The sequence below is a fragment of the Erythrobacter sp. genome (genome assembly GCF_035194505.1).
GTDB lineage: Bacteria > Pseudomonadota > Alphaproteobacteria > Sphingomonadales > Sphingomonadaceae > Erythrobacter.
The window spans coordinates 899,213-915,444 of record NZ_CP136573.1; the positions used below are offsets into that span (position 1 = coordinate 899,213).

A 16,232-nucleotide genomic window follows, 5' to 3' on the forward strand; every position below is an offset into this window, starting at 1 on the left:
CACCGATGCGTGATTGCGCCGGTGACAGGCAAGAAATGCGCGATTCGCGGTGAGGCGAAGCTGAATTGGAGTGTCAGGCGCTGTTCATGTTGAGGGCGTCTTTTGTGAACGCTCCTAGTTGTCCAGCGCAGCCAGCACCTCGCGGGTGAAGGCGCCAATATCGAAGCCCGCGCCCGGCGGATCCTCGCCGCGCCGCACGATCACCACCTGGCGCGATGGGATGATGACGACATATTGCCCGCGATTGCCGTTGGCCGAGAAGGCATCGGCCGGCACGCCTGGCTCCTTGTTCATCAGCCAGAAGCCCGCACCATAGCCGAAGGTGCCGGTGGTGGGCTGCGGACCTGAAGGCCGGCTGACATAGTCGCGCCAGCCTTCGGGCAGCACGCGCTCGCCCGAGGCAAGCTTGCCGTCTTCGAGATAGAGCTGGCCAAAGCGCGCCAGATCGCGCGCGGTGGTCCAGACCTGCGAGGAGAGGATATAGCCGCCCCGGCTGTCGGTCTCGGCCACGGTGTGGTGCATCCCGAGCTTCGCGAAGAATTCATGCGGCGGATAGAAGCTCAGCCAGTTATCGATCGCCTTCACGGCCAGCAGCGTGTCGTTGTTGGCATAGCGGAACACGGTCCCCGGCTTGTGCAGCACCGGCCAGTTGATCGCGGTCTCGTCGACGCTCGATCCGCCGAAATAGAGCGGGTCGGTGCGGTTGCCCGGCGTGTCGGAATAGCGCCCGGTGGCCATGCGCAGGGCGTGATCGAGGGTGATGGCATTGCGCGGATCGCTGCCTCCTCCGCTGCGCCAGTAATTGAGGCCGATGGGTTCATCGACATTCGCCTCCCCTTCCTGCACCGCCGCGCCGATCAGCGTCGCGGCGATCGACTTGGCGACCGACCAGGTGCGCTGCGGAGTACGGGCATTGAAGCCGGGGGCATAGCGTTCGGCGAGGGTATCGCCTGTCAGCACCAGCGTGGCGGTGGTGCGGGTGCCTTGGCCGAAGCCGCCTTCGAAAGCGCGGGCAAAGGGTGCAGCGAGCCGGGCCGACAGGCCTGCATCATTGCTCAGCAGCGGAAGACCGGGCGGGTTGGGCGCCGCAGCAGGGCGCATCCGCGAGCCCACGTTGCTCACCTCAGGATCGGCACCAATGGGCAGCAGGGCGCAGCCGGTGTCCGGCCCGAAATAGCCTGCAACGCGCGCGGGCATGTCATCGGCCCAGGTCACCGAAACGTGGCTGATCTGGCCACTCGGGCGGCGCTTGATGGAAAAGGGCAGCGCGCCGATCAGCGCATCGTGCGGCGCCTGGATGCCGCTCAGCTCCCACGCCGCGACGCTTTCAGGCTTGCGGGCAGCACCGTTGCGCTCGGCAATGGCCATCCCGCTGCACAGCATGAGCGCCTTGTAGCCCGCCGCGAGCGCGCGATCATGGCGCGCCTGAAGCGCGGCCTGCGGGTTTTGTGCGGCGACAGGAAGGGCGGCGAGGAGCAGCGCGGCTCCGGCTAGCATGGTGCGGATCATGGCGCGCACCCTAGCCCGCACGAGACAAAAGAAAAGGGCCGCCGGATTGCTCCGGGCGGCCCTGTTCATGCCTTTGTCGAAGGGCGCGGCTTACGCGTCTTCGTATTCTTCCGTGGCCACCGGACCCGAATCCTGACCCTTGGCCGCTTCGTCGCGGTCAACCAGTTCGATGATCGCCATCTGCACCGCGTCCGAGGGACGGATGCCGGCGCGCAGCACGCGGGTGTAGCCGCCGTCACGATCGGCGTAGCGGGTGGCCAGCGCGTCAAACAGCTTCTTGAGCTGGGCTTCGTCACCCAGACGGCTCATGGCGAGACGACGGTTCGACAGGCCGCCACGCTTCGCGAGCGTGATCAGCTTCTCGACGTAGGGACGCAGTTCCTTCGCCTTGGGAAGGGTGGTGGTGATCTGCTCGTGCTTGATCAGAGCGGCTGCGAGGTTGCGCAGCAGGGCGTGGCGGTGGCCGGTCTTGCGGCCAAGCTTGCGGCCCGAAATACCATGACGCATTGTAATCTTCCTTCGTTCGTTATGGGCCCGTGTCAGGTAGCCCGTAGCTGGTTCGGATCAGGGCCCCGAACCTTTGCCCTCGTGGTAAGCCCTCGCTTTCGCGAGGGCTCCCCAATTCATCAGCCGAGAAGTTCCTGTTCGAGCTTCTTGGCCATCTCTTCGATGTTCTCGGGCGGCCAGCCCGGGATGTCCATCCCGAGGCGCAGGCCCATGCTCGAGAGCACTTCCTTGATTTCATTGAGCGACTTGCGGCCGAAGTTCGGCGTGCGCAGCATCTCGGCTTCGGTCTTCTGGACCAGATCGCCGATGTAGATGATGTTGTCGTTCTTGAGGCAGTTGGCCGAACGCACCGAGAGTTCCAGCTCGTCCACCTTCTTGAGGAGGTAGCGGTTGAGCTGGTTTGCGTCGCTTTCTTGCGGCTGCACAGCGTGACCGATCATCGCGCTCTGCGGCTGCGGAATGCCGTCTTCGAAGTGGACGAACAGGGTCAGCTGGTCCTGCAGGATGCGCGCGGCATAGGCCACGGCGTCTTCAGGGGTGACAGTGCCATCGGTTTCGACGGTCAGCGAGAGCTTGTCGTAGTCGAGCTCCTGCCCGACGCGGGCGTTCTCGACCTTGTAGCTCACCTGACGGACCGGCGAGTAGAGCGAGTCGACCGGGATCAGCCCGATCGGCGCGTCCACCGGACGGTTCTGCACGGCGGGCGAGTAGCCCTTGCCCGTGTCGGCGGTCAGCTCCATGTTGAGCGTGGCGCCTTCGTCGAGCTGGCAGATCACCAGATCCTTGTTCATCACTTCGATATCGCCGGTGACGGCAATGTCGCCAGCGCGCACCGCACCCGGGCCAGTGGCCGAGAGCTGGAGCCGCTTGGGGCCTTCGCCTTCCATCTTCAGCGCGATCTGCTTCACGTTGAGGACGATATCGGTGACATCCTCGCGGACGCCGGCGAGCGAGGAGAATTCATGCAGCACGTTCTCGATCTTGATCGAGGTAATTGCAGCGCCCTGAAGGCTCGAAAGCAGCACCCGGCGCAGCGCGTTTCCGAGCGTCAGGCCGAAGCCCCGCTCGAGCGGTTCGGCAACGAAGGTCGCCTTGCGCGAGCGATCGCCGCCATCCTTGATTTCCAGGGAGTTGGGTTTCTTGAGTTCCTGCCAGTTCTTCGTGTTGACGGACATGGATTTCCCCTAATTCGCCCTTTGACGGGCGGTTCAAATTCCAGATGGGCCGGAAGCTCTGCGAGGCGGCGCGGCTTCTGGCCCGATCGGGCGGCGACGGCACGATTTGCCGCCGCCATCCCGACAGATCAGACGCGGCGACGCTTCGACGGACGGACACCGTTGTGCGGGATCGGGGTCACGTCGCGGATCGAGGTGATGTTGAAGCCGACAGCGGCGAGACCGCGCAGCGCGCTCTCGCGGCCCGAACCCGGGCCCTTCACTTCGACTTCAAGCGTGCGCACGCCATGTTCGGCGGCCTTCTTGCCGGCATCGTCGGCTGCGACCTGCGCAGCATACGGGGTCGACTTGCGGCTGCCCTTGAAGCCCATCATGCCCGCGCTGGACCAGCTGATCGCATTGCCCTGCGCATCGGTGATGGTGATCATGGTGTTGTTGAAGCTGGCGTTGATGTGCGCAACGCCGCTGGTGATGTTCTTCTTGTCACGACGCCGGATACGGCCAGGTTCGCGTGCCATTTTCTATATTCCTCTAGCTCGTCAGAAGGAAAAAGCCTGTGGGCCTGAGCCCTTCAGCTTACTTCTTCTTGCCCGCGATGGGCTTGGCCTTGCCCTTGCGGGTGCGGGCGTTGGTGTGAGTGCGCTGGCCGCGAACGGGCAGACCGCTACGGTGACGCAGGCCGCGATAGGCACGCAGGTCCATCAGGCGCTTGATGTTCATCGCGGTGTTGCGACGCAGGTCGCCTTCCACGGTGAAATCGGCGTCGATGGTTTCGCGGATGCGCAGGATTTCCTCGTCCGAGAGGTCCTGCACGCGCGCGGTATGCGCGATGCCGAGCTTGTCAGCGATCTGGACGGCGGTCGTGCGACCGATCCCGTGAATATAGGTGAGCGCGATGATCACGCGCTTGTTGGTGGGGATATTGACCCCGGCAATACGAGCCACTTATTTCTCCATGCTCCACAGGGATTTACGAGCCGATTGGCCGCACCCCTATCTCAACGCTCATTCATTCTCGTGCCCGATGCCCCGACAATCCGCACGGTGGCTGGACTGCAAACGGCAAAAAGTCCGGTCGGCACGCGCAAGGGCGATGCCTGCCGAACTGACTTCGAACATGTCGAATGAGCCGCGCGCATAGGCTGATTCGCCCGCCCCGTCAACCGCAAGGCTTGTGGCCTGCGCTATCTCCGAAAAATGCAGCAGCGACAGGCGCGTTACCCTGCCCTGCCCCACCCCGCAATCAGCGCGAGGGATCATCCTTGAGATCGCTGAAGGCATCATCAAGCGCCGAGGGCTTGGGGGCCGGTTTCGGTGCAGGCTTGGGCGCCGTAGCCGGTGCAGGTGCCGGTGCGGGCTTGGGCGCAAGCGCCGGCTCGATCCGGGGCGCGGTGGCGGGCTTGGCGGCCGGAGCGACGGCGGGTTTCGCAGGTGCAGCAGCAGGTTTCGCGGGCGCAGGCGCAGGCGTTTCTTCGGCAGGCGCCTCTTCCACCGCCGGCTCCTCGGCCGCAGGTGCGGGCGGCTCGGGCATCTCGACCACGCCCAGCGGCTTGGCGAGCGCGGCAAGCTGGATCCCATTCACCGCATCGACCGCGCGGGCGATCACCGGCACTTCGTAACGCATCGCGCCGCCGACATTATACTCCCACACGATCTTCGTGCCTTCGGGGATCTTGCTGATGACGATGGTGAGCACACCGGTCACCGGCTCGCTCTGCAAGGGGCCGAGCGCGCCGACCATCCGCAGCGCGCGTTCGGGATAGGCCTGGACCACCCGCATATGCTCGACACTGCCTTCGAGCGTGAAGCGCCCGGGCTCGTCGACTTCGGGGATCTTCTCGCAGAAACACCCGCCCGCCTGCGGGGTAAGCGTCAGGTTCGCCGCATCGCCCGACCACGTGTGGTCCGATGTCCACCATGTGGCCGGCGAGATCAGCGCGAGCCACACTTCCTTCGGGCTGGCCGAGACCACGACCTCATGGCGCGAGACGAAACCGGCAGGGCTGCTGCCCGTAACCTCCGCGGCCGCCGGAACGGCAGACGCCAGAGCAAGCGCGGAAAGCGCGTGGAGCAAACGGAACTTCGGCATGGCAGCAACCTCCCTCTTGGCGCGGAGGCTTAGGACAAAGCAGGCGCTCGCGAAAGCGCCTGCCGCCAATCAGCTGCGCAGAATGGCGTCGATCTCGCCCGCGACCTGATCGATCGCGGCCATCCCGTCGATCCGCGAGACGATCCCGCGCGCTTCATAGCCCGGCAGGATCGGCGCGGTCTTGGCGCGGTATTCCTGCATGCGGGTGCGCACGGTTTCCTCGTTGTCGTCGGGACGACGCTTGAACTCGGTGCTGCCGCAGCTGTCGCACACGCCTTCGGTCGAGGGCGGGTTGGCGGTGTCGTGATAGAGCGCGCCGCACTTGGCGCAGGAATAGCGCCCGGTGATGCGGGCGACGAGGGCGTCCTCGTCCACTTCGAGTTCGATCACGTGGTCGAGCGAGCGGCCGTTCTTGGCAAGGATCGCATCGAGCGAATCTGCCTGCGCGGCAGTGCGCGGATAGCCGTCAAAGATCGCGCCGGTTTCCGGGCCCATCGCCGCCAGTTCGGCGTCGATCAGGTCGGAGACGATCTCGTCCGAGACGAGTTCGCCGCGCTCCATGACTTCCTTGGCCTTGAGACCCACCGGGGTCCCCGCCTTGACGGCGGCGCGCAGCATGTCGCCGGTCGAAAGCTGACGCATGCCATGCCGTTCGACCAGGCCGGCGCTCTGCGTGCCCTTGCCGGCACCGGGAGGGCCAAGAAGAATGATGTTCACGAACCGTCCCCCGTTATCGCCGCCGATCGTTGCCGGTGGCTGGAATAGTGACTTGCGGGTTCAACCATGGCTGACTTCGCGTCAAGTATCGAAACTCGCGTCCGATCTCAGCGCAGTCGGCCCTTGAGCTTCGCCTTCTTGATCAGATCGCCATACTGGTGTGCCAGCAGGTGCGACTGGACCTGGGTGATGGTGTCGACAGTGACGTTCACCACGATCAGCAGGCTGGTGCCGCCGAGGAACAGAGGAATACCGGTCTGGGCGATCATGTATTCGGGCAGCACGCAGACCAGCGTCAGATAGACCGCGCCGACCACGGTGATGCGCGTGAGCACATATTCGAGGTAGTCCGCGGTGCGCTTGCCCGGTCGGATGCCGGGGATGAAGCCGCCGTTCTTCTTCAGATTGTCCGCCGTCTCCTCGGGGTTGAACACAACCGCGGTGTAGAAGAAGCAGAAGAAGATGATCCCGATGGCATAGAGCGTCATGTAGAGCGGCTGGCCGTGGGCGAGATACTGGTTGAGCGTGACGATGAACTCGCCAAAGCCGCTGTCGGCATCGACCGAGTTGCCCGCGAACTGCGAGATCGTCAGCGGCAGGAGCAGCAGCGAGCTGGCAAAGATCGGCGGGATCACGCCTGCGGTGTTGATCTTGAGCGGCAGGTGCGAGCGGTCCGCCTGCATCATGCCGTTCTGCGTCGCGCGCTTGGGATACTGGATCAACAGCCGGCGCTGGGCGCGCTCCATGAAGGAGATCAGCAGGATCAGCACCACCACCATCGCGATGAAGCCGATGATAACCACCGGCGAGATCGCCCCGGTGCGGCCGCCTTCGAACAGGTTGGTCCCGAAGGTCGGAAACTGGGCGACAATGCCGGCCATGATGATCAGCGACACGCCGTTGCCGATGCCGCGGCTGGTAATCTGCTCGCCCAGCCACAGCAGGAACATGGTGCCGCCGACGAGATTGATGACCGATACGATGCGGAACATGTAGCCCGGATCGACCACTGCCTGCAGCCCGCTCTGCGCGCCGAAACTTTCGAGGCCGACCGCGAGGAAATAGCCCTGGATCGCGCACAGGAACACCGCGCCGTAGCGGGTGTACTGGTTCAGCTTCTGGCGACCGGAGGCGCCTTCCTTCTTCATTGCGGCCAGCGCCGGATGCAGGGCCGAGGCCATCTGCACCACGATCGAGGCGGTGATGTAGGGCATCACGCCGAGCGCGATGAGGCTCATACGCTCGAGGCTGCCGCCCGAGAAGGTGTTGAACAGATCGAGGATGCCGCCACGGGTGCTGTCATAGAGCTCGCTGAGGATCAGCGGATTGACGCCCGGCAGCGGAACGAAGCTCAGGAAACGGAAGACGATCAGCGCGCCGATCGTGAACCAGATGCGCTGGCGAAGCTCTGTGGCCTTGGCAAAATTGCCGAGGTTGAGGTTGCTCGCGATATTGTCGGCGCGTGATGCCATGTCGTCTCGTCGATCCTAGCTCTTGGCCCGGCCGCGATGCCTGCTGGCACCGCCTTGTCCGAACCGTCTCCAGCGCAGCCGTTTGCAGCTTTTCACCCTCTCGAAAGGGCCAGCCCGGCACGCGAGAGCCTAAATAGGAAGCGCGGGGGCTCTTGTCGAACCCCCGCGCATGACCTTTTGTCGATTACTTCGCGTTTGCGGCCTTGGCGGCCTTGTTGGCGTCGCGGCGCGCGAGCTTCTTCTCGTGCTCCGGGGTCGCGGCAGGCGCGACTTCGACCTTGCCGCCGGCAGCTTCCACAGCCGCGATGGCACCCTTGGTCGCGCCGGTCACAGCGAAGGTCGCCTTGGCGGTGATCGCACCCTTGCCGAGCAGACGCACGCCGTCCTTGCCGCCGCGCACGAGGCCGGCGTTACGCAGGGCTTCCTCGGTGATGGTAGCCTTCGCGTCGAGCTTGCCCGCGTCGATGAACTTCTGGATCATGCCGATGTTCACCTCGGCGTAGTCCTTGCCGAAGGGGTTGTTGAAGCCGCGCTTCGGGAGACGCATGTGCAGCGGCATCTGGCCGCCTTCGAAGCCCTTGATGGCAACGCCCGAACGGGCCTTCTGGCCCTTCTGGCCGCGTGCCGAGGTCTTGCCCTTGCCCGAGCCGATACCACGGCCGACACGGATGCGGCCCTTGCGGGCACCGGCATTGTCGCGGATGTCATTCAGTTTCATGTGTGTGCACTCGCTTTCGCTTTTGTCGCGCTGAGAGATGGAAAGCCCCGCCGGAGCGGGGCTTGCCGGACTTTAGTCGATCACCTGGACCAGATGCGGGATCTTGGCGATCGCGCCGCGCACCTCGGGGGTGTCCTGACGCTCGACGATCTTGTGCATCTTGTTCAGCCCAAGACCGATGAGGATCTTGCGCTGGCTTTCCGGGCGACGGATCGGCGAACCGATCTGCTTGATCTTGATGGTAGCCATGTCGGATTACTCCACAATCGCCGCAGCTTCGGCTTCCGCCTCGGCTGCGCCGGCACCGCCACGACCCAGGAGGTCGGCAACCTTCTTGCCGCGACGCTGGGCAACCGACTTCGGCGAAGTCTGCTCCGACAGCGCGTCAAAGGTGGCGCGGATCATGTTATAGGGGTTCGAGGTGCCGACCGACTTGGTCACCACATCGGCAACGCCGAGGCTCTCGAACACGGCGCGCATCGGACCACCGGCGATGATGCCGGTCCCCGCGGGCGCCGAACGGACGGTCACCTTGCCGGCGCCGAAACGGCCGTTGCCGTCATGGTGCAGGGTGCGGCCTTCCTTGAGCGGAACGCGGATCATCTTCTTGCGGGCCGAGGCGGTTGCCTTGGTGATCGCTTCGGGCACTTCGCGAGCCTTGCCGTGGCCGAAGCCGACGCGGCCCTGGCCGTCGCCGACCACAACCAGCGCTGCAAAGCCGAAGCGCTTGCCGCCCTTCACGGTCTTCGAGACGCGGTTGATGTGCACCAGCTTCTCGATGATGCCGTCATCTTCCTCTTCGCGCTTGCCACGACGATCGTCGCGGTTGCCACGACCGCGACCACGGCCTTCGCCGCCTTCGCGGTTGCCGCCACGGCCACGACCGCGACGACCCTGTGCTTCACCGGCGTCGCCGCCGGTGTCACCCGCCACGTCGACGGTATCGATGGTGTTTTCGTCAGCCATGATCAGAACTCCAGCCCGCCTTCACGGGCGGCATCGGCCAGCGCCTTGACGCGGCCATGGAACAGGAACCCGCCGCGATCGAACACGACAGTCGTCACGCCAGCCTTCTTGGCGGCCTCGGCGATCTGCTTGCCGACTTCGGCAGCAGCAGCGACGTTGGCGCCGCTGACAGAGACGCCGAGCGTCGAGGCAGCGGCCACAGTGCGGCCGGCAGCATCGTCGATGATCTGCGCGTAGATGTGACGGCCGGTGCGGTGCACCGACAGACGGGGCTTGCCACCGGCGCGCTCACGCAGAGCGGTACGGACACGGCGGCGGCGGCGTTCGAACAGGGAAAGCTTTGCCATGTTACTTCTTCTTCCCTTCCTTGCGGAAGATAAACTCGCCGCGATAGGCGATACCCTTGCCCTTGTAAGGCTCGGGCTTGCGCCAGCGGCGGATTTCCGCGGCGAACTGGCCCACAGCCTGCTTGTCGATGCCCGAGATCTCGATCGTGGTCTGGTCCGGGGTCTTCACCTCGAGACCGGCCGGGACCGGAAGATCGACATCGTGGCTGTAGCCAAGCTGCAGCTTGAGGTTGGTCCCCTGCGCGTTGGCACGGTAACCGACGCCCTTGATGACGAGGACCTTGGTGAAGCCGTCGGTGACGCCTTGCACGAGGTTCGACACCAGCGTGCGCTGCATGCCCCAGAAGGCGCGTGCCTGCTTGCTGTCATTGGCCGGCTTCACCTGGATCTCGCCCTCTTCGACCTTGTAGTCGATGAGGTCGGACAGACCCAGCGTCAGGGTGCCCTTGGGGCCCTTCACGCTCAGCGTGCCATTGTCGATGGTGGCCGTCACCCCGCCAGGGATCGCCACCGGCCTTTTGCCGATGCGGCTCATCAGAACACCTCCGCCAGCACTTCGCCGCCGACGTTGTTGGCACGTGCCTCGGCATCCGAGAGCACGCCCTTGGGCGTCGAGACGATGGTGATGCCAAGGCCGTTGCGGATCGTCGGGAGCTCCTTCGAGCCCGAATAGATCCGGCGGCCGGGCTTCGAGACGCGGGCCACGTGCTTGATCGCGGGTTCGCCTTCGAAATACTTCAGTTCGATCCGCAGCGCGGGGTGCTTGCCCGAATTGTCCTCGGAATAGCCACGGATGTAGCCTTCACGCTGGAGCACTTCGAGCACGCTTGCACGCAGGTTGCTGGCGGGCGTCAGGACGGAGTCCTTCTTCGCACGCTGGCCGTTGCGGATGCGGGTGAGCATGTCACCCAGGGGGTCGGTCATAGCCATCTACTTGATCCTCACCAGCTCGACTTGGTAAGACCGGGAATCATCCCGCTGTTGCCGAGTTCGCGCAGTTCGATACGGTTGATGCCGAACTTGCGGTAATAGCCGCGCGGGCGGCCGGTGGTGGCGCAGCGGTTGCGCACCCGGGTCGGGTTCGCATTGCGCGGAAGTTCCGCCATCTTGAGGCGGGCGACCATGCGCTCCGTCTCGTCAAGCGACTTGTCGGCAGCGATCGCCTTCAGCTTCTCGTACTTCGCAGCGTACTGCTTGACGAGCTTCTTGCGACGCTCATTCTTGTTGATCGAACTCAGTTTCGCCATGGACTTAAGCTCTCTTCTCTTCGTGTCTCAATGTGGAGGGCGGCTTACGCCGCCTCCTTCTGTTCAGCCTTGGCTTCGCCGGCAAAGGGGAAGCCGAACAGACGCAGCAGTTCGCGCGCCTCTTCGTCGGTCTTGGCGGTGGTGGTGACGATGATGTCCATCCCACGCACCTTCTCGATCTTGTCGTAGCTGATTTCCGGGAACACGATCTGTTCCTTCAGCCCCATCGCGTAATTGCCGCGGCCGTCGAACGACTTGGCGTTCAGCCCGCGGAAGTCACGGATGCGCGGCATAGCCACGGTCACCAGACGATCGAGGAATTCGAACATGCGGTCGCGGCGCAAGGTCACCTTGCAACCGATCGGCATGCCTTCGCGCAGCTTGAACTGGGCGATCGACTTCTTGGCCTTGGTGATGACCGGCTTCTGGCCGGCGATCAGCGCCATTTCCTCGGCGGCGGTCTGAACCTTCTTCTTGTCCTGGCTCGCTTCGCCCACGCCCATGTTGAGCGTGATCTTTTCGAGCTTCGGGACCTGGAGACGGTTCGTGTAACCGAACTTCTCGGTCATCGCCTTGACGATTTCGGCCTCGTACTTGGCCTTCATCCGGGGGGTATAATCAGCCATCGATGGTCTCCCCACTCTTCACGGCGACGCGCACCTTCTTGCCGTCCTTGATTTCGAAACGGACGCGGGTGGCCTTGCCGGTCTTGGGATCGGCGAGCGCGACCTTCGAGACATGCATCGGCGCCGGGAAACGGTCGATGCCGCCCTGCGGGTTCTGCTGGCTCGGCTTGCGGTGACGGGCGACGATGTTCACGCCTTCGACAACGACCTTGCTGTCCTTCGGGAGAACCTGGGCGACCGTACCGGTGCGGCCCTTGTCCTTGCCCGACAGCACGACAACGCTGTCACCCTTCTTGATCTTCGCGGCAGCCATTACAGCACCTCCGGAGCGAGCGAGATGATCTTCATGAAGCCGCGCGAGCGCAGTTCACGCACCACCGGGCCAAAGATACGGGTGCCGATCGGCTCCTCGTTCTTGTTGACCAGCACGGCGGCATTGGTGTCGAAGCGGATAACGCTGCCGTCGGGACGACGAACGTCCTTGCGGGTACGCACGATCACCGCACGGTGAACGTCGCCCTTCTTGACCTTCGCGCGCGGCTGCGCCTCCTTGATGGAGACGACGATCACGTCGCCGACGCCCGCGGTACGACGCTTCGACCCGCCCAGCACCTTGATGCACTGGACGCGCTTGGCGCCGCTGTTGTCCGCGACGTCGAGATTGGATTGCATCTGGATCATTGATCCGGTTCCTTCTCACTGGCTTTCCGGGACGCCCAATCCGACTGGGGCCCGGGAGTTCCGTTTACGCCTAATTCAGTTGCCCGCAGCCGCGACGTCGAGGTCGGCTTCCACCGCCTGCACGCCGCCCGCCACGACCCGGTCCTTGACGATCCAGGTCTTGGTCTTCGACATCGGACGGGTCTCTTCGATCCGCACCACGTCGCCCACGGTGTATTCGTTGTTCTCGTCGTGAGCGTGATACTTCTTCGAACGACGGATGATCTTCCCGTAGAGCGGGTGCTTCACCTTGCGTTCGACCTTCACGGTCACGGTCTTGTCGGTCTTGTCGGAGGTCACAGTCCCGACGAGGATGCGCTTGGGCATTGTGCTTACTCCTTACGCCTTGGCGGCGGCGGCCTTGGCCGCACGCTCGCTCTGCAGCGTCTTGATCTGCGCGATGGTCCGGCGCACCTGACGGATGCGCGAGGGAGCCTCGAGCTGGTTGGTCGCAGCCTGGAACCGCAGGTTGAACTGCTCGCGCTTGAGCTCGGTGAGCTCGGCGTTCAGCTGATCATCGGTCTTGGTGCGAAGGTCCGCGAAATCGGCCATTATTCGCCTCCCAGGTGGCTGGTGTCGCCAAGACGGGCGACAACCTTGGTCTTGATCGGCAGCTTCATCGCTGCACGCTCGAATGCTTCGGCAGCCAGCGGGCCGGCCACGCCGTCGAGTTCGAACAGGATGCGGCCCGGCTTCACGCGCGCCGACCAGTATTCGACCGAACCCTTGCCCTTACCCTGACGGACTTCGGCAGGCTTCTTCGACACCGGCAGATCGGGGAAGACGCGGATCCACAGACGACCCTGACGCTTGATGTGACGGGTGATGGCACGACGCGCCGCTTCGATCTGGCGGGCGGTGATGCGCTCCGGTTCCAGGGCCTTGAGGCCGTAGGAGCCGAAGTTGAGGCTGGTGCCGCCCTTCGCGTCGCCCTTGATCCGGCCCTTGAAGGCCTTGCGGAACTTGGTTTTCTTCGGTTGCAACATTGTCTGTTACCTCAACGAGCCGGACGGACGCCGGAAGTCTGGGCTTCCATCATCAGGCGGTCCTGCGCGGTCGGATCGTGAGCGAGGATCTCGCCCTTGAAGATCCAGCACTTGATCCCGATGATCCCGTAGGCGGTGAGCGCCTCGGCTTCAGCGTAATCGATGTTCGCACGCAGCGTGTGGAGCGGCACGCGACCTTCGCGGTACCATTCGACGCGGGCGATTTCCGCCCCGCCGAGACGGCCGCCGCACACGATCTTGATGCCTTCGGCGCCAAGACGAAGAGCCGACTGCACGGCGCGCTTCATTGCCCGGCGGAACGCCACGCGGCGCACCAGCTGGTCAGCGATGCCCTGCGCGACGAGCTTGGCGTCGATTTCCGGCTTGCGGATCTCGACGATGTTCAGCTTCACTTCGCTCGCGGTCATCTTGGCAAGCTTGGAACGCAGCTTTTCGATGTCTGCGCCCTTCTTGCCGATGATCACGCCCGGACGTGCGGCATAGATCGACACGCGGCACAGCTTGGCCGGACGCTCGATCACGACCTTGGAAATCGCTGCCTGGGGCAGGTTTTCCATGACGTACTTGCGGATCGCGAGGTCTTCCTTGAGCAGGCCCGCATAGTCACGCCCTTCGGCGTACCAGCGGCTGTCCCAGGTGCGGTTGATCTGCAGGCGCAGACCGATCGGATTGCTCTTCTGGCCCATCTTACGCCTCTTCTGCTTCGCGAACCACGATCCGCAGCCGGCTGAACGGCTTGAGGATGCGGGTCGACTTGCCGCGACCGCGGGTGTGGAACCGCTTCATCGTCACCGACTTGCCGACCGAGGCTTCCGCCACGATCAACGCATCGACGTCGAGGTTGTGGTTGTTCTCGGCATTGGCGATCGCCGAAGCGAGCACCTTGCTCGCATCGCGCGCCATTGCCCGCTTCGAGAAGGCGAGAATGTTCATCGCCTCTTCGGCCTTCTTGCCACGGATCAGGGCCGCAACGAGATTGAGCTTCTGCGCCGAACCACGAATGGTGGTGCCGACGGCCAGCGCCTCGTTATCGCCCACGCGGCGGGGTGCCTTTGCCTTGCCCATTAGCGCTTGCCCTTCTTGTCGGCAGCGTGGCCGGGGAAGGTGCGCGTGGGCGCAAATTCACCAAGCTTGTGGCCGACCATTTCTTCCGAAACCGAAACGGGAATGAACTTGTGCCCGTTGTAGACGTTGAAGGTGAGCCCGACGAACTGCGGCAGGATCGTCGAACGCCGCGACCAGGTCTTGATCGGCTTGGTGTTCGATGCCTCTTGCGCTTCCTCTGCCTTCTTCAGCAGGCTCAGCTCGACAAACGGACCTTTCCAGACGGAACGTGCCATCGTCTCTTACCTCTTCTTCTTCGCGTGACGCGAACGGATGATCATCTTGTCCGTCTGCTTGTTGTGGCGCGTGCGGGCACCCTTGGTCGGCTTGCCCCACGGGGTCACCGGATGGCGGCCACCCGAGGTGCGGCCTTCACCACCACCGTGCGGGTGGTCGACCGGGTTCTTCGCAACGCCGCGGGTCAGCGGACGCTTGCCCATCCAGCGCGAGCGGCCGGCCTTGGCAAAGTTCTGGTTGGCGTTGTCGGGGTTCGACACCGCACCCACCGTGCCCATGCAATCAGCGCGCAGATAACGCTGTTCGCCCGAGTTCAGACGCACGATGACGAAGGCGCGGTCACGACCGACGACCTGCACATAGGTGCCGGCCGAACGAGCGATCTGGCCACCCTTGCCCGGCTTCATCTCCACGTTGTGGCAGATGGTGCCGACCGGCATCTGACCCAGCAGCATCGCGTTGCCCGGCTTGGTGTCGACCTTTTCGCCGGCCACGACCTGATCACCGACAGCGAGACGCTGCGGAGCGATGATGTAGGCCTGCTCGCCGTCCTCGTACTTCACCAGCGCAATGAAGGCGGTGCGGTTCGGGTCATACTCGAGCCGCTCGACGGTGGCCGGCATGTCCCACTTGCGACGCTTGAAGTCGATGAAGCGGTACTTCTGCTTGTGACCACCGGCGATGCCACGCGAGGTGACATGGCCCTTGTTGTTGCGGCCACCGGTCTTGCGCTTGCCTTCGGTAAGCGACTTGACCGGCTTGCCCTTGTACAGGGCCGACTTGTCGACCAGGATCAGACCGCGGCGCGCGGGACTGGTCGGCTTATAGTTCTTGAGTGCCATTGTTCGTTTCCTGTCCCTTGGCCTCAGATACCGCTGGTGATGTCGATCATTTCACCCTCGGCGAGGGTGACAATGGCCTTCTTCACATCGGAACGCTGGTAGGCCTTGCCCTTCCAGCGCTTGGTCTTGCCCTTGACGACCAGAGTGTTCACCGAGACGACCTTCTTGTCGTAAATCGCCTCGATCGCTTCCTTGATCTGCGGCTTGGTGGCGTCCTTGGCCACCTTGAAGACCACTGCGTTCTGTTCGGACGCGAGGGTGGACTTCTCGGTGATGTGGGGGGCGAGGATCACGTCGTAATGACGCGCATCGACGGTCTGCTTCTTAGCCATTGAAGCGCGCCTCCAGCTTTTCGACGGCGGCCTTGGTGAGGACCAGCGTGTCGTGGTTGAGGATGTCGTAGACGTTGGCGCCGATGGCGGGCAGCACGTTGATGCCACGCAGGTTGCCGGCGGCCTTCTTGAAGCCCGCGTCCACCTGCTCGCCGTCGATCACCAGAACCTTGCCCGAAAGACCGGCCTTCGCGAGGTGACCCTTGAGGATCTTGGTCTTGGCATCGGCCAGCTCAAGGCTGTCGACCACGACCAGACCATCCTTGGCCTTGCTCGAAAGCGCCATCTTGAGGCCGAGGGCACGGATCTTCTTGTTGAGCGACTGCTCGAAGTCACGCTTGCGCGCACCGTGAGCCTTACCACCGCCGATGAAGATCGGGGCCGCACGGTCACCGTGACGGGCGGTACCACCACCCTTCTGCTTGCCGAACTTCTTGCCGGTGCGGGCCACGTCCGAACGCTCACGCGTCGGGCGGGCGGTGCCACGGCGGTTCTCGAGCTGCCAGGTCACGACCCGGTGCAGGATGTCGGCGCGCGGCTCGATGCCGAACACGTCATCCGACAGTTCGATATCGCCCGACGCCTTCCCGTCGATTTTCTGAACCTTGATCTTCATG

General features: G+C 64.0%; 27 protein-coding genes. All 27 read right to left on the reverse strand.

Annotated features, from left to right (window positions below; all coding sequences use genetic code 11):
* Window positions 1-114: 114 nt before the first annotated feature.
* The 27 genes from RSE14_RS04465 to rplD all read right to left on the reverse strand — a co-directional run bounded on the left by RSE14_RS04465 (window position 115) and on the right by rplD (window position 16,231).
* The gene (locus RSE14_RS04465; RefSeq protein ID WP_324076039.1) at window positions 115-1,509 is read right to left on the reverse strand and encodes a serine hydrolase domain-containing protein; all 1,395 of its coding nucleotides are present in this window, start codon (window positions 1,507-1,509) and stop codon (window positions 115-117) included.
* Window positions 1,510-1,599: 90 nt separating this feature from the next.
* Window positions 1,600-2,016: a 50S ribosomal protein L17 gene (rplQ, locus tag RSE14_RS04470; protein ID WP_324076040.1), complete on the reverse strand. Its 417-nt coding sequence runs from the start codon at window positions 2,014-2,016 to the stop codon at window positions 1,600-1,602.
* Window positions 2,017-2,135: 119 nt separating this feature from the next.
* Complete coding sequence (locus RSE14_RS04475; protein ID WP_324076041.1) at window positions 2,136-3,191, reverse strand: DNA-directed RNA polymerase subunit alpha; 1,056 nt, start codon at window positions 3,189-3,191, stop codon at window positions 2,136-2,138.
* Between the two features lie 128 nt (window positions 3,192-3,319).
* Window positions 3,320-3,709 carry a 30S ribosomal protein S11 gene (gene rpsK / locus RSE14_RS04480; RefSeq protein ID WP_017666383.1) on the reverse strand — a complete coding sequence of 130 codons (390 nt, stop codon included), beginning with the start codon at window positions 3,707-3,709 and terminating at the stop codon, window positions 3,320-3,322.
* A gap of 58 nt (window positions 3,710-3,767) precedes the next feature.
* Entirely contained in the window at window positions 3,768-4,136 is a 369-nt protein-coding gene (gene rpsM / locus RSE14_RS04485; RefSeq protein WP_285709046.1) for a 30S ribosomal protein S13, read from the reverse strand.
* 298 nt (window positions 4,137-4,434) lie between these two features.
* Complete coding sequence (locus tag RSE14_RS04490) at window positions 4,435-5,280, reverse strand: SRPBCC family protein (protein ID WP_324076042.1); 846 nt, start codon at window positions 5,278-5,280, stop codon at window positions 4,435-4,437.
* Window positions 5,281-5,349: 69 nt separating this feature from the next.
* Window positions 5,350-5,997 (reverse strand): adenylate kinase, encoded by a 648-nt coding sequence (locus RSE14_RS04495; RefSeq protein WP_324076043.1) that lies wholly within the window; start codon window positions 5,995-5,997, stop codon window positions 5,350-5,352.
* Window positions 5,998-6,104: 107 nt separating this feature from the next.
* Window positions 6,105-7,469, reverse strand: a complete 1,365-nt coding sequence (secY, locus tag RSE14_RS04500; protein WP_324076044.1) for a preprotein translocase subunit SecY — start codon at window positions 7,467-7,469, stop codon at window positions 6,105-6,107.
* A gap of 184 nt (window positions 7,470-7,653) precedes the next feature.
* Complete coding sequence (rplO, locus tag RSE14_RS04505) at window positions 7,654-8,187, reverse strand: 50S ribosomal protein L15 (RefSeq protein WP_324076045.1); 534 nt, start codon at window positions 8,185-8,187, stop codon at window positions 7,654-7,656.
* Between the two features lie 72 nt (window positions 8,188-8,259).
* Entirely contained in the window at window positions 8,260-8,436 is a 177-nt protein-coding gene (gene rpmD / locus RSE14_RS04510; protein WP_324076046.1) for a 50S ribosomal protein L30, read from the reverse strand.
* Window positions 8,437-8,442: 6 nt separating this feature from the next.
* The gene (gene rpsE / locus RSE14_RS04515) at window positions 8,443-9,153 is read right to left on the reverse strand and encodes a 30S ribosomal protein S5 (protein WP_324076047.1); all 711 of its coding nucleotides are present in this window, start codon (window positions 9,151-9,153) and stop codon (window positions 8,443-8,445) included.
* 2 nt (window positions 9,154-9,155) lie between these two features.
* Window positions 9,156-9,500: a 50S ribosomal protein L18 gene (rplR, locus tag RSE14_RS04520; protein ID WP_324076048.1), complete on the reverse strand. Its 345-nt coding sequence runs from the start codon at window positions 9,498-9,500 to the stop codon at window positions 9,156-9,158.
* Window position 9,501: 1 nt separating this feature from the next.
* Window positions 9,502-10,035 carry a 50S ribosomal protein L6 gene (gene rplF / locus RSE14_RS04525; RefSeq protein ID WP_324076049.1) on the reverse strand — a complete coding sequence of 178 codons (534 nt, stop codon included), beginning with the start codon at window positions 10,033-10,035 and terminating at the stop codon, window positions 9,502-9,504.
* Window positions 10,035-10,430, reverse strand: a complete 396-nt coding sequence (gene rpsH, locus RSE14_RS04530) for a 30S ribosomal protein S8 (protein ID WP_324076050.1) — start codon at window positions 10,428-10,430, stop codon at window positions 10,035-10,037. Before rpsH ends, rplF begins: the two co-directional genes overlap by 1 nt.
* An 11-nt stretch (window positions 10,431-10,441) precedes the next feature.
* A complete protein-coding gene (gene rpsN, locus RSE14_RS04535; protein WP_324076051.1) occupies window positions 10,442-10,747 on the reverse strand; it encodes a 30S ribosomal protein S14 in 306 nt (101 codons plus the stop codon).
* A 44-nt stretch (window positions 10,748-10,791) separates the two neighbouring features.
* Entirely contained in the window at window positions 10,792-11,373 is a 582-nt protein-coding gene (rplE, locus tag RSE14_RS04540; protein ID WP_324076052.1) for a 50S ribosomal protein L5, read from the reverse strand.
* Window positions 11,366-11,686, reverse strand: coding sequence for a 50S ribosomal protein L24 (rplX, locus tag RSE14_RS04545; RefSeq protein WP_324076053.1), 321 nt, complete (start codon window positions 11,684-11,686; stop codon window positions 11,366-11,368). Before rplX ends, rplE begins: the two co-directional genes overlap by 8 nt.
* A complete protein-coding gene (gene rplN / locus RSE14_RS04550; protein ID WP_324076054.1) occupies window positions 11,686-12,054 on the reverse strand; it encodes a 50S ribosomal protein L14 in 369 nt (122 codons plus the stop codon). The genes rplX and rplN overlap by 1 nt, the downstream gene beginning before the upstream one ends.
* A gap of 75 nt (window positions 12,055-12,129) precedes the next feature.
* Window positions 12,130-12,420, reverse strand: a complete 291-nt coding sequence (gene rpsQ / locus RSE14_RS04555; protein ID WP_324076055.1) for a 30S ribosomal protein S17 — start codon at window positions 12,418-12,420, stop codon at window positions 12,130-12,132.
* 12 nt (window positions 12,421-12,432) lie between these two features.
* Window positions 12,433-12,645, reverse strand: coding sequence for a 50S ribosomal protein L29 (rpmC, locus tag RSE14_RS04560; protein WP_324076056.1), 213 nt, complete (start codon window positions 12,643-12,645; stop codon window positions 12,433-12,435).
* Complete coding sequence (gene rplP / locus RSE14_RS04565; RefSeq protein WP_324076057.1) at window positions 12,645-13,079, reverse strand: 50S ribosomal protein L16; 435 nt, start codon at window positions 13,077-13,079, stop codon at window positions 12,645-12,647. Before rplP ends, rpmC begins: the two co-directional genes overlap by 1 nt.
* An 11-nt stretch (window positions 13,080-13,090) precedes the next feature.
* A complete protein-coding gene (gene rpsC, locus RSE14_RS04570; RefSeq protein WP_324076058.1) occupies window positions 13,091-13,786 on the reverse strand; it encodes a 30S ribosomal protein S3 in 696 nt (231 codons plus the stop codon).
* A 1-nt stretch (window position 13,787) separates the two neighbouring features.
* Window positions 13,788-14,165, reverse strand: a complete 378-nt coding sequence (rplV, locus tag RSE14_RS04575; RefSeq protein WP_069310550.1) for a 50S ribosomal protein L22 — start codon at window positions 14,163-14,165, stop codon at window positions 13,788-13,790.
* Complete coding sequence (rpsS, locus tag RSE14_RS04580; RefSeq protein WP_036797018.1) at window positions 14,165-14,440, reverse strand: 30S ribosomal protein S19; 276 nt, start codon at window positions 14,438-14,440, stop codon at window positions 14,165-14,167. The genes rplV and rpsS overlap by 1 nt, the downstream gene beginning before the upstream one ends.
* Window positions 14,441-14,446: 6 nt before the next feature.
* Window positions 14,447-15,283, reverse strand: coding sequence for a 50S ribosomal protein L2 (rplB, locus tag RSE14_RS04585; RefSeq protein WP_324076059.1), 837 nt, complete (start codon window positions 15,281-15,283; stop codon window positions 14,447-14,449).
* 23 nt (window positions 15,284-15,306) lie between these two features.
* Window positions 15,307-15,615: a 50S ribosomal protein L23 gene (locus tag RSE14_RS04590; protein WP_324076060.1), complete on the reverse strand. Its 309-nt coding sequence runs from the start codon at window positions 15,613-15,615 to the stop codon at window positions 15,307-15,309.
* Entirely contained in the window at window positions 15,608-16,231 is a 624-nt protein-coding gene (gene rplD / locus RSE14_RS04595) for a 50S ribosomal protein L4 (protein WP_324076061.1), read from the reverse strand. Before rplD ends, RSE14_RS04590 begins: the two co-directional genes overlap by 8 nt.
* Window position 16,232: the final 1 nt, after the last annotated feature.

What these genes read in the sequence shown, in the direction of transcription:
- RSE14_RS04465 (WP_324076039.1), bottom strand. Translation starts at nt 1,509, where the DNA reads ATGATCCGCACCATGCTAGCCGGAGCCGCGCTGCTCCTCGCCGCCCTT.
- rplQ (WP_324076040.1), bottom strand. Translation starts at nt 2,016, where the DNA reads ATGCGTCATGGTATTTCGGGCCGCAAGCTTGGCCGCAAGACCGGCCAC.
- RSE14_RS04475 (WP_324076041.1), bottom strand. Translation starts at nt 3,191, where the DNA reads ATGTCCGTCAACACGAAGAACTGGCAGGAACTCAAGAAACCCAACTCC.
- rpsK (WP_017666383.1), bottom strand. Translation starts at nt 3,709, where the DNA reads ATGGCACGCGAACCTGGCCGTATCCGGCGTCGTGACAAGAAGAACATC.
- RSE14_RS04490 (WP_324076042.1), bottom strand. Translation starts at nt 5,280, where the DNA reads ATGCCGAAGTTCCGTTTGCTCCACGCGCTTTCCGCGCTTGCTCTGGCG.
- secY (WP_324076044.1), bottom strand. Translation starts at nt 7,469, where the DNA reads ATGGCATCACGCGCCGACAATATCGCGAGCAACCTCAACCTCGGCAAT.
- rplO (WP_324076045.1), bottom strand. Translation starts at nt 8,187, where the DNA reads ATGAAACTGAATGACATCCGCGACAATGCCGGTGCCCGCAAGGGCCGC.
- rpmD (WP_324076046.1), bottom strand. Translation starts at nt 8,436, where the DNA reads ATGGCTACCATCAAGATCAAGCAGATCGGTTCGCCGATCCGTCGCCCG.
- rpsE (WP_324076047.1), bottom strand. Translation starts at nt 9,153, where the DNA reads ATGGCTGACGAAAACACCATCGATACCGTCGACGTGGCGGGTGACACC.
- rplR (WP_324076048.1), bottom strand. Translation starts at nt 9,500, where the DNA reads ATGGCAAAGCTTTCCCTGTTCGAACGCCGCCGCCGCCGTGTCCGTACC.
- rplF (WP_324076049.1), bottom strand. Translation starts at nt 10,035, where the DNA reads ATGAGCCGCATCGGCAAAAGGCCGGTGGCGATCCCTGGCGGGGTGACG.
- rpsH (WP_324076050.1), bottom strand. Translation starts at nt 10,430, where the DNA reads ATGGCTATGACCGACCCCCTGGGTGACATGCTCACCCGCATCCGCAAC.
- rpsN (WP_324076051.1), bottom strand. Translation starts at nt 10,747, where the DNA reads ATGGCGAAACTGAGTTCGATCAACAAGAATGAGCGTCGCAAGAAGCTC.
- rplE (WP_324076052.1), bottom strand. Translation starts at nt 11,373, where the DNA reads ATGGCTGATTATACCCCCCGGATGAAGGCCAAGTACGAGGCCGAAATC.
- rplX (WP_324076053.1), bottom strand. Translation starts at nt 11,686, where the DNA reads ATGGCTGCCGCGAAGATCAAGAAGGGTGACAGCGTTGTCGTGCTGTCG.
- rplN (WP_324076054.1), bottom strand. Translation starts at nt 12,054, where the DNA reads ATGATCCAGATGCAATCCAATCTCGACGTCGCGGACAACAGCGGCGCC.
- rpsQ (WP_324076055.1), bottom strand. Translation starts at nt 12,420, where the DNA reads ATGCCCAAGCGCATCCTCGTCGGGACTGTGACCTCCGACAAGACCGAC.
- rpmC (WP_324076056.1), bottom strand. Translation starts at nt 12,645, where the DNA reads ATGGCCGATTTCGCGGACCTTCGCACCAAGACCGATGATCAGCTGAAC.
- rplP (WP_324076057.1), bottom strand. Translation starts at nt 13,079, where the DNA reads ATGTTGCAACCGAAGAAAACCAAGTTCCGCAAGGCCTTCAAGGGCCGG.
- rpsC (WP_324076058.1), bottom strand. Translation starts at nt 13,786, where the DNA reads ATGGGCCAGAAGAGCAATCCGATCGGTCTGCGCCTGCAGATCAACCGC.
- rplV (WP_069310550.1), bottom strand. Translation starts at nt 14,165, where the DNA reads ATGGGCAAGGCAAAGGCACCCCGCCGCGTGGGCGATAACGAGGCGCTG.
- rpsS (WP_036797018.1), bottom strand. Translation starts at nt 14,440, where the DNA reads ATGGCACGTTCCGTCTGGAAAGGTCCGTTTGTCGAGCTGAGCCTGCTG.
- rplB (WP_324076059.1), bottom strand. Translation starts at nt 15,283, where the DNA reads ATGGCACTCAAGAACTATAAGCCGACCAGTCCCGCGCGCCGCGGTCTG.
- RSE14_RS04590 (WP_324076060.1), bottom strand. Translation starts at nt 15,615, where the DNA reads ATGGCTAAGAAGCAGACCGTCGATGCGCGTCATTACGACGTGATCCTC.
- rplD (WP_324076061.1), bottom strand. Translation starts at nt 16,231, where the DNA reads ATGAAGATCAAGGTTCAGAAAATCGACGGGAAGGCGTCGGGCGATATC.